The sequence below is a fragment of the Agrobacterium sp. 10MFCol1.1 genome (genome assembly GCF_000381165.1).
Lineage (GTDB): Bacteria > Pseudomonadota > Alphaproteobacteria > Rhizobiales > Rhizobiaceae > Agrobacterium > Agrobacterium tumefaciens.
The window spans coordinates 768,962-778,824 of record NZ_KB906073.1; the positions used below are offsets into that span (position 1 = coordinate 768,962).

At 58.5% G+C, this 9,863-nt stretch carries 9 protein-coding genes; 2 read left to right on the top strand and 7 right to left on the bottom strand.

Features of this window, described 5'->3' with window-relative positions:
- Positions 1–5 precede the first annotated feature (5 nt).
- The 6 genes from F617_RS0108280 to hutI all read right to left on the bottom strand — a co-directional run bounded on the left by F617_RS0108280 (position 6) and on the right by hutI (position 7,153).
- Positions 6–575 carry a HutD family protein gene (locus F617_RS0108280; RefSeq protein WP_026330731.1) on the bottom strand — a complete coding sequence of 190 codons (570 nt, stop codon included), beginning with the start codon at positions 573–575 and terminating at the stop codon, positions 6–8.
- Positions 576–618: 43 nt separating this feature from the next.
- On the bottom strand, positions 619–1,626 hold the full coding sequence (locus F617_RS0108285; RefSeq protein WP_236735855.1) for an alpha/beta fold hydrolase: 1,008 nt from the start codon (positions 1,624–1,626) through the stop codon (positions 619–621).
- Positions 1,627–1,871: 245 nt separating this feature from the next.
- The gene (gene hutU, locus F617_RS0108290; protein ID WP_019565020.1) at positions 1,872–3,545 is read right to left on the bottom strand and encodes a urocanate hydratase; all 1,674 of its coding nucleotides are present in this window, start codon (positions 3,543–3,545) and stop codon (positions 1,872–1,874) included.
- Positions 3,542–4,360, bottom strand: coding sequence for an N-formylglutamate deformylase (hutG, locus tag F617_RS0108295; RefSeq protein WP_019565021.1), 819 nt, complete (start codon positions 4,358–4,360; stop codon positions 3,542–3,544). Before hutG ends, hutU begins: the two co-directional genes overlap by 4 nt.
- A 1-nt stretch (position 4,361) precedes the next feature.
- The gene (gene hutH / locus F617_RS0108300) at positions 4,362–5,897 is read right to left on the bottom strand and encodes a histidine ammonia-lyase (RefSeq protein WP_019565022.1); all 1,536 of its coding nucleotides are present in this window, start codon (positions 5,895–5,897) and stop codon (positions 4,362–4,364) included.
- Positions 5,894–7,153: an imidazolonepropionase gene (gene hutI / locus F617_RS0108305; RefSeq protein ID WP_026330732.1), complete on the bottom strand. Its 1,260-nt coding sequence runs from the start codon at positions 7,151–7,153 to the stop codon at positions 5,894–5,896. The genes hutH and hutI overlap by 4 nt, the downstream gene beginning before the upstream one ends.
- 115 nt (positions 7,154–7,268) lie before the next feature.
- On the opposite strand from hutI, the gene F617_RS0108310 reads away from it, so the two are divergent.
- Complete coding sequence (locus F617_RS0108310; RefSeq protein WP_019565024.1) at positions 7,269–8,615, top strand: formimidoylglutamate deiminase; 1,347 nt, start codon at positions 7,269–7,271, stop codon at positions 8,613–8,615.
- A gap of 48 nt (positions 8,616–8,663) precedes the next feature.
- Entirely contained in the window at positions 8,664–9,389 is a 726-nt protein-coding gene (gene hutC / locus F617_RS0108315; protein WP_025595286.1) for a histidine utilization repressor, read from the top strand.
- A 271-nt stretch (positions 9,390–9,660) separates the two neighbouring features.
- Here hutC and F617_RS28775 read toward each other — a convergent pair.
- Positions 9,661–9,863 (bottom strand): hypothetical protein (locus F617_RS28775; protein ID WP_210162167.1); only part of this gene is annotated, 203 nt, incomplete at its 5' end.

A 9,863-nucleotide genomic window follows, 5' to 3' on the forward strand; every position in this document is an offset into this window, starting at 1 on the left:
GCGCTTCAGATATCTTGTAGCGTGATCAGAAAGAATATGCCTTCACCATGATCTGAATCGATGGTGAAGGGCACGCTTTCCGTGATGAAAACGCTATCCAGCTTCTCCAGCCGGGCTGTGTCGTTGTTGACGGCGACCGTCAGAGGATCGAGCGCGAGGATCAGCCTTGTTCCCGTTGCCGCCTGCATCGAGCGGCTGCCGGATAGTCTTTGCACGCTGTGGGCGAGGGATGAGCGGCGGGTCATGACGTTCAGGTCGACGATCGCGCCGTCCATCAGGGTCGCATCCACGGGAACATCGGCGGCAAAGGGCAGGGGGGTACTCTTCGTCGTCAGCGCCACCGGCTCATGACCCGAAATAGCGAGTGCAAGGCCGTTTCCCTCGATAATCGCAAGCGTGCGGTCTATGCCGGGGAAGCTGGAAAATGGCCCGTCCTGAGCAACGGTCGCCATGCTGACGCGCCAGTCGAATGCATCCACGGAAGCACCCGGCGGATGGATGGCGATTTCCACCGTAACGCCCCCGCCATTTTTCCACGGCATGGTTTTGTATTCGGAAGCGCGTAATATTCTCATGTGATGTCCAGAATCGGGTCGTTAAGGGAGCGGGGGCGGAAGTTTATGATCCGCGATCATTCTCGATGCGTCGCTCAATCGTTTTTTGGACCGCCTTTAAATCGGATGGCCGGCCGGCAACCTTTTCGATCGCGGCAATGGCAAGGTCACTGGCGACATAGTCAGATTTATGCCCGAGATTGTGCACGACGATCAAAGTGGAGCCGCGAATATCTCTGGCGAGATGACGGGAATGCACCTCTGGCGAGACGATCGTGTCCGTATCACCGGTTATGATGACGGTTGGTGCCGTGATGCGCCGATACTCCGAGGAAGCTCCACGCGCCCATTCATTGAGAGCCGCGACCTCCTGCGCATTGTGCCGAAAGGCCCTGGGCCGCAGGGCCGCTACGGAATGCGTTGCTTCCACATAACCGGCGGGTCTGGAATTGGGTGCAAAAACACCGCGCGTTGCCTGATCCAATGCCAGGAGGCCGGCGGGCGGAGCAATGAAGGTGCTGAACAGCGGACCGGTAAAGGGCGCATTTGCCGCTGTGTAATACCAGGCGATGCCACCCTCCCATGGATAGACAGCGGGAGAAAGGAATACGAGGCCCGCGACCATCTCCGGATGACGGACCGCAAACGATGCCGCGATGGCGCCGCCAAAGGAATGTCCGACGATAATCGCTCTCGGGACGCCTCGCTTTTTCATAAGCTGGGCAATGGCGTCCGCCTGTCCATCCGGGAGAATATTTGCCTTGCCGCCGATATCCGAATTGCCGTGCCCTGGCCTGTCGACAAATAGCAGTTTTGCACGGCCTCTCAGCTTTTCGAGAAACGAAAACATCGGGTCATAGAGACTGGCGCTTGCCCCGTGAATGAAGAGGATCGGCGGAAGCTCGGCGCTTTTTCCCGGCTCGACCAAGATGCTGTTCAGCTTGTAGCCGCCCACATCGATCCGCACGGGAACATTTTGCTGCTTTTCGGACGCCACGGCATTCGTAGCGGAAACCGGAAGAAGTGCCCCGAGCAGGAGGGTAAATGCAAGCGGAAGGAACCTGTACGCCATTCTTTGATCTACCATGTCCTTCATGCCTGCCTAACGGTTAGCGCGGCTTTCAAACGAGCATACAGTCGGTCGGTTAAAAACAGCAACGGAAGAAAGCCGCAGACAGAACAGAAGTTCCACCGGGCGCCGACAGCGGCGTCGAAACTGATGCGGCACCGCTGTCGGCACTGTACGATGGGTGGATCGCGGCTCTCTTCCCGGATCAGATAAACGGCGCAGCCTGAAGACTGCGCCGAGTTTTTTCTTTAGTTACCGAGAATGCCGGGCAGTCGCAGGCCCTGCTCTTTTGCGCATTCCACGGCGATTTCGTAACCGGCATCGGCATGGCGCATGACGCCGGTTGCCGGGTCGTTCCACAGCACGCGCTCTATGCGGCGGGCCGCGTCATCGGTGCCGTCGCAGCAGATGACCATGCCGGAATGCTGGGAAAAGCCCATGCCGACTCCGCCGCCGTGGTGCAGGGAAACCCATGTCGCGCCGGATGCGGTATTGAGCAGCGCGTTCAGCAGCGGCCAGTCGGATACGGCATCCGAACCGTCCTGCATGGCTTCGGTCTCGCGGTTCGGCGAGGCGACGGAGCCGCTGTCGAGGTGGTCGCGGCCGATGACGATCGGAGCGCTGAGCTCGCCGTTCTTGACCATTTCGTTGAAAGCAAGACCGAGACGATGGCGATCACCGAGGCCAACCCAGCAGATACGCGCCGGCAGGCCCTGGAAGGCGATGCGCTCGGCGGCCATATCAAGCCAATTGTGCAGGTGCTTGTTGTCGGGCAGCAGTTCCTTCACCTTGGCGTCGGTCTTGCGGATGTCTTCCGGATCACCCGATAGTGCCGCCCAGCGGAACGGGCCGACGCCGCGGCAAAACAGCGGGCGGATATAGGCCGGAACGAAGCCCGGGAAGGCGAAAGCGTTTTCCAGCCCTTCCTCTTTTGCCATCTGGCGGATGTTGTTGCCGTAGTCGAAAGTCGGAATGCCCATGTCCTGGAAGGCAATCATCGCTTCGACATGTTCGCGCATCGAGGCACGGGCAGCTTTTTCGACGGCTTTCGGGTCGCTCTCGCGCTTTTCCTTCCACTTGGCCATCGTCCAGCCCTTCGGCAGATAGCCGTTGATCGGGTCGTGCGCCGAGGTCTGGTCGGTTACCATGTCTGGACGGATGCCGCGGCGGACCATTTCCGGCAGGATTTCAGCGGTGTTGCCGAGCAGGCCGACGGACTTCGCCTCACCGGCGGCTGTCCAGCGCTCAATCATCTCCATCGCCTCATCAAGAGTTTCGGCGCGGGCATCGACGTAGCGGGTGCGCAGACGGAAATCGATCGAATCGGGATTGCATTCAATGGCAAGGCAGCAGGCACCGGCCATCACGGCGGCAAGTGGCTGGGCGCCGCCCATGCCGCCAAGGCCGCCGGTTAGAACCCATTTGCCTGTGAGATCGCCGTTATAGTGCTGACGACCGGCCTCGACGAAGGTTTCGTAGGTGCCCTGCACGATGCCCTGGCTGCCGATATAGATCCACGAACCGGCGGTCATCTGGCCGTACATGGCAAGACCCTTTTTATCCAGCTCGTTGAAATGATCCCATGTCGCCCAGTGCGGCACGAGGTTGGAGTTGGCAATCAGCACGCGCGGCGCATCCTTGTGGGTGCGGAAGACGCCGACCGGTTTGCCGGACTGGACCATGAGCGTTTCGTCTTCGTTAAGGTCGCGCAGGGTCGCGACGATCTTGTCGAAATCCGCCCAGGTGCGGGCGGCACGGCCGATGCCACCATAAACCACAAGTTCATGCGGGTTCTCGGCCACTTCAGGATCGAGATTATTCATCAGCATGCGCAGCGGCGCTTCTGTCATCCACGATTTCGCGGTCAGCTCGGTTCCACGCGCAGCGCGGACGTCGCGGATATTGTGACGAGGATTGGTCATTTGGTTCCCCTTTTGGTGTGTGCGAGTGTCAGCGCAGTCGTTTCGATGCGCGTGAGAATGTCTTTCAGGTGGATACGAAGCTTGGTGGCCTTGGCGTCGTCATAGGCAAACGGCGGTGCCTCTGTCGTTAGATGGGTGGATTGCGCCAGTTCCATCTGGATGGCGTGCACGCCGGTTTCGGGCTTTCCGTAGTGGCGTGTCGTCCAGCCACCCTTGAAGCGACCGTTGAGAATGCTGGTGTAACCTTCTGCCGTAGCGGTTGCTTCGACCGCCATTGTCTCGATGGCTGGGTCGCAGGTCCTGCCCATATCCGTACCGATGTTGAAATCCGGCAGCTTGCCTTCGAACAGGAACGGGATATGCGAGCGGATCGAATGGCAATCATAGAGAATGGCGATGCCGTGAATGGCCTTAACCCGCTCAATTTCCGCGGCAAGGGCCGCGTGATAGGGTGCATGAAACGTTTCCAGCCGAGAGACGATGTCGTCCTGATTCGGTTCCTGCCCCTCATTCCAGATCGATTTGCCGTCGAAATCGGTTTCCGGAACAAGGCCTGTGGTGTTTTGTCCCGGATAGAGGCTAACGCCTTCAGGATCGCGGTTGGCATCGATCACATAACGATGAAAGGTGGCGCGAACCGTCGTCGCGCCGGGGAGCAGATCCGCGTAGAGATCATGAATATGCCAGTCGGTATCGGCAAGCATCTTGCCGTTGTCGTTCAAGCGTTGCCAAATCGCTGCGGGAACATCGGTGCCGGTATGGGGCAGGCCGAGAATGACGGGCGATGTGCCTTCTTTAATATCGAAGACGCGCATCTTACGCCTCCAGCTTCGGAAGCATGCCGTCGGAAATCACGGACACAAGAGCGCCGGTAGCAATAAGGTCGGATGCCGCCTTCAGATCGGGTGCCATATAACGGTCCTCTTCCAGTGAAGGGATCGCCTGACGCAGCACGGCGATTGCCTTTTGCAGCTCCGGGCTGGTTTTCAATGGCCCACGCAGCTCAACGCCCTGAACCGCCGAAAGCGCCTCGATGCCGAGGATGGCGAAAAGGTTCTCCGTCATCGGTAGCAGGCGGCGCGCGCCGTGGCAGGCCATGGAGACATGGTCTTCCTGATTGGCTGAGGTTGGCGTCGAATCGACCGAAGCCGGATGAGCCATCTGCTTGTTCTCGCTCATCAGCGCAGCGGAGGTGACTTCGGCAATCATCAGGCCGGAATTCAGCCCCGGTTTTTTCGATAAAAATGCCGGAAGGCCATAGGATAGAGCCGGATCGACAAGCAGCGCCACGCGGCGCTGCGCGATCGCGCCGATTTCGCAGATGGCAAGCGCCGTCTGGTCGGCGGCAAATGCCACCGGTTCAGCGTGGAAGTTGCCCCCGGATACGACGGAATTGTCGGAAAGCACCAGCGGATTGTCCGTCACGGCATTGGCTTCGATTTCAAGCGTGCGGGCTACCTGCCGCAGAAGATCGAGGCAGGCGCCGTCCACCTGCGGCTGGCAGCGGATGCAATAGGGATCCTGAACGCGCTCGTCGCCTTCGATATGGCTGACACGGATTTCGGATCCTTCCAGCAGGTTGCGCAGTGCAGCCCCCGCATCGATCTGGCCCTTGTGGCCGCGCAATGTGTGAATATCGGGATGGAAGGGAGCCGAAGAACCCATGGCGGCATCGGTGGAAAGCGCACCTGTTATCAGCGCTGCCTGTGCCGCGCGGTGAGCGCGGAAAAGACCGGCAAGCGCCAGCGCCGTCGAGGTTTGCGTGCCGTTGATCAGCGCCAACCCTTCCTTGGCGGCGAGCACGACCGGGGTCAGCCCGGCTTTAGTGAGAGCTTCGCCGGCGGGCAGAAGCGTACCTTCATAGAAAGCCTCGCCTTCGCCCATCATCACGGCGGCCATATGGGCAAGCGGCGCGAGATCCCCCGACGCTCCGACCGAACCCTTTTCCGGGATGGAAGGGATGACACCCTTTTCCAGCATGTCCTCAATCAGCCGCACCAGTTCCAGCCGCACGCCGGAGGCGCCGCGACCAAGCGAAATCAGCTTCAGCGCCATGATCAGGCGCACGACATTTTCCGGAAGCGCCGCACCGACGCCGCAGCAATGCGACAGGATGAGGTTACGCTGCAGCGTCGCAACATCGGCTGCGTCGATCTTGATCGAGGCGAGTTTGCCGAAACCGGTATTGATGCCATAGACCGGCGCATTGCCGGCGGCGATCTCGGCGATGCGGGCCGCTGCTTTTTCTATGCCGGCATCGAACGAACGGTCGAGTTTCGCTCTGCCGTTATCCCAGTAGATTGCGGCAAGTTCAGCAAGGGTCACATTGCCGGGGTGAAGCGTGATAGTCATGGAGAAACCTTCTGTCCCTTGAAAATGCGGGCGTGGAGCGGGTTGAAGCCGATGCGGTAGACAAGTTCAGCCGGGCGTTCGATATCCCAGATGATGAAATCAGCGGATTTTCCCGCTTCCAGCGTGCCGGTTTCCGCAAGCAGGCCGAGCGCCTTTGCGGCATTGCGTGTGGTCGCCGTCAGGCATTCCTCCACCGTCATGCGAAAAAGCGTGGCACCCATATTCATGGTCAGCAACAGGGAAGTCAGTGGTGAGGTGCCAGGATTGCAATCGGTAGCCAGCGCGATGTCAGCGCCTGCATCGCGCAGGGCCTGAACCGGGGGCAGCTGTTTTTCCCGGAGCGCGTAAAAGGCCCCGGGCAGAAGCACGGCCACCGTTCCCGCTTTAGCCAGTGCTTCTGCACCGGCCTCATCAAGATATTCCAGATGATCGGCGGAAAGCGCACCGTAGGATGCGGCAAGCTCCGTACCGCCGAGGTTGGAAAGCTGTTCGGCATGCAGCTTGACGGGGAGACCGTACTGTTTTGCCGCCTCGAAAACCCGGGTCATTTCCTCAACGGAAAAGGCGATGCCTTCGCAAAAACCGTCAACCGCATCCGCCAGTCCTTCCGCACTGGCTTTTTCCAGCCCCGGCAGAACCACGTCCATAATGTAGTCGGCGTTACGGCCCTTATATTCGGCCGGTGTCGCATGCGCGGCCAGGTAGCTGGTGACGATTCTAACGGGCCGTAGCGTCTCAAGTTTGCGGGCGACGCGCAGCATTTTCAGTTCGGTTTCGATATCAAGACCGTAACCGGATTTTATTTCGAGGGTCGAGACACCCTCCGCCAGAAGCGTATCCAGACGGGGCAATGCCTGTGCCACCAAAGCCTCTTCCGAGAGGGCGCGCGTGTCGCGTACCGAAGAAACAATACCACCGCCCGCTTTGGCGATCTCCTCATAGGTCGCGCCATTAAGGCGCATTTCGAATTCCATGGCGCGGTTGCCGCCGAAGACCAGATGTGTGTGGCAGTCTATCAGGGCCGGGGTGATCCAGCGTCTCTCACAATCGGTTATCTCGTCGGCCGTTGCCAGGTCGGCGGGCAGATCGCTTTCAGCGCCGGCAAAGACGATGCGGTCGTTGCGTATGGCAATGGCAGCATTTTCGATAGCGCCGATGCCTTCCATGGTAGGATCAAACGTCGCCAGCCGGGCATTGCGCCACAATGCGGTAGTGTCACCCGTCGCCATTCCCTTTGTATATTTGTTCCCTGGCATTTGCTTTTCGCCTTTCTTTTATGTGCCAAATGTATATACATAATAATCACGTTGGCAAGCCGCAATTTCGTATGCGACGTCGCCTTGTCAGAAGAGATCAAGAGGAGAGGGTGGCATGACGGTAATTCACGCGGGCGCAGCACTTCTGGCCGATGGGTGGGTGCAAGATGTTCGCATCCACTGCATGGGCGGTGCTGTTTCATCCGTCGAAACCGGTGTTTCTCCGCAGCCGCAGGATGAACGGCATGCCGTTATCGTGCCGGCGATGCCCAATCTCCACAGCCATGCCTTTCAGCGGGCCATGGCAGGGCTTGCTGAAATTCGCGGACCTGCCGATGACAGCTTCTGGAGCTGGCGCACGGTCATGTACAAATTCGCGCTGTCGATGACACCGGATCATGTCGAGGCCGTTGCTGCACATCTTTATATGGAAATGCTGGAAGCCGGTTTTGGACGGGTCGGTGAATTTCATTACCTGCATAACGATATGGATGGTTCGCATTACGGCAATATCGCCGAAATGGCCGAGCGTATCGGTGCCGCCGCCTCGCAAACGGGGATCGGCCTGACTTTGCTGCCGGTATTTTATGCGCATTCCGGTTTCGGCGGTCAGCCGCCGATCGACGGTCAGAAACGTTTCATCCATTCGCTTGACAGTTACGAAAGGCTCATGCAGGGCGCCCAAGCCGTGGTGAATGGGCTTCCGGGTGCAACGCTCGGCATCGCGCCACACAGTCTCCGTGCCGTAACTGGTGAAGAACTGGCGGCGATCGAACCGCTGGCGAAAGGCGGCCCGATCCACATTCATGTGGCGGAGCAGGTCAAGGAAATCGAGGACTCGCTCGCCTTTTCAGGTGCGCGGCCGGTGGAGTGGCTTTTGCAGAATGCGCCGGTCGATGAGCGCTGGTGCCTTATCCATGCGACGCATATGACAGAAGCCGAAACCCGCCGCATGGCAAAAAGTGGTGCCGTTGCCGGCCTTTGCCCCATCACCGAGGCCAATCTTGGCGACGGCATCTTCCCCGCTCCCGGTTTCATCGCGGAAGGCGGCCATTACGGTGTCGGTTCGGATTCCAACATTTTGATCTCCGTGCCGGAAGAATTGCGGATGCTCGAATATTCGCAGCGCCTATCGCTTCGGGCGCGCAATGTCATCGCCGATGCCGGCCGTTCCACGGGCGAGAAACTGTTCCAGCAGGCGCTTCAAGGCGGTGGCAGGGCGCTGGATTCAAAAAATCAGATAGAAGCGGGAAAAAGCGCTGATTTTGTCGCGCTTGATTGCTCGGCCGTTCCCCATCTTCCGGCATCCCAGATTCTCGACCAGTGGATGTTCGCGAGTAGCGTCCATGTCGATACCGTCTGGGTGCGCGGTAAAAAACTGGTGCAAGCGGGCCGGCACGTCCATCGCCATGAAATATCGGATCGCTTCAACAAGGTCATGGCCGAACTTGTCGATAGCTGATATGCGCTCGATAGGAATGACATCGAGCCGTTGGAAGGCATTGCGGACGTGACGAAAGCATCGGCCGGGCAAACCCTGCACCAGCGTATCCTCGGTGATATAGAGGGCCGGATCGTATCGGGCGAATGGCCGCCGGGTCACCGGTTGCCTTTCGAGGTTGATCTCGCCGCCCACTACGATTGCTCCCGCATGACCGTCAACAAGGTCATGGGCCAGCTTGTGAAGGCCGGCTTGATCGAGCGCCGCAAGAAATCCGGCAGTTTCGTTCGCCAGCCGCAGATTCAGTCCGCGGTTCTCGAAATCCACGATATCAGGGCGGAAGTCGAATCCCTTGGCCTGGAATATGGCTTCAAGGTCCTTAAGCGCACACAGCGTGTCGCAAAGCGTGAGGATCGGACAAGTCTCGATATTGCCATTGGTACATCGCTGCTCGATATCGTCTGCATTCATTTTGCGGGCACGCGGGAATTCTGTATCGAGCAGCGTCTCGTCAATCTGGCAACCGTTCCCGATGCCGCTGAAATCGACTTCACGGAGATTGCACCCGGACCCTGGCTGCTTGGCCATGTTCCCTGGAGCAATGCCGAACACCGCATCAGTGCCGAAACGCCCTCGAAAGATGTGGCACGCCTGTTGGGTATCTCCGACAGGCAGGCCTGCCTTGTCGTGGAGCGGCGCACATGGAGCAATTCGGGTGCCGTCACCTATGTACGCTTCACCTATCCCGGCAATGCGCACGCTCTGGTCGCCCGTTTCAGCCCGTCTTCCGAATAAGACTGGGAAGGGCGCAATGCCTGCAATGCCCAAGAGAGCGCCCTCATCGTGGTAGGAAAAGCCCTAGCTCCCGTCATGCAGCTCCGAAACGTTAAAATCTGTTAGTTTGTATGACTAATTTCAAACTCTCCTTTAAAATCAATGATCTGAATGTTTTTTTTAGAATTTGTATTTTGGTGTGTTGACTTGTTTGAGGGTGATCTCTTATAAGTCCGCTCACTGAACGAGGGCGGCGGCGCTGCTGGCGACGAAGTCTTTCGTTCTAAAGAAATCATGTTGATGAGCTGACTGCTTGTTGTTTTCCAGGGGCTTTTAGCTTTTGGGGTTTGATTTTGTGACTGCCATGAGCGGTCTGTTTTTTGACAATTGAATATGAGAAGAAAGAGAAACGTGGGCGGCGAAGCTTGCGGGGTCTGAAGGAATTCAGGCTCTGATTGAATAGACTTTGACGGTCACGTTTTAATGAGACAACAC

Coding starts and splice junctions, on each gene's coding strand:
- F617_RS0108280 (WP_026330731.1), bottom strand. CDS start 575: ATGAGAATATTACGCGCTTCCGAATACAAAACCATGCCGTGGAAAAAT.
- F617_RS0108285 (WP_236735855.1), bottom strand. CDS start 1,626: ATGGCGTACAGGTTCCTTCCGCTTGCATTTACCCTCCTGCTCGGGGCA.
- hutU (WP_019565020.1), bottom strand. CDS start 3,545: ATGACCAATCCTCGTCACAATATCCGCGACGTCCGCGCTGCGCGTGGA.
- hutG (WP_019565021.1), bottom strand. CDS start 4,360: ATGCGCGTCTTCGATATTAAAGAAGGCACATCGCCCGTCATTCTCGGC.
- hutH (WP_019565022.1), bottom strand. CDS start 5,897: ATGACTATCACGCTTCACCCCGGCAATGTGACCCTTGCTGAACTTGCC.
- hutI (WP_026330732.1), bottom strand. CDS start 7,153: ATGCCAGGGAACAAATATACAAAGGGAATGGCGACGGGTGACACTACC.
- F617_RS0108310 (WP_019565024.1), top strand. CDS start 7,269: ATGACGGTAATTCACGCGGGCGCAGCACTTCTGGCCGATGGGTGGGTG.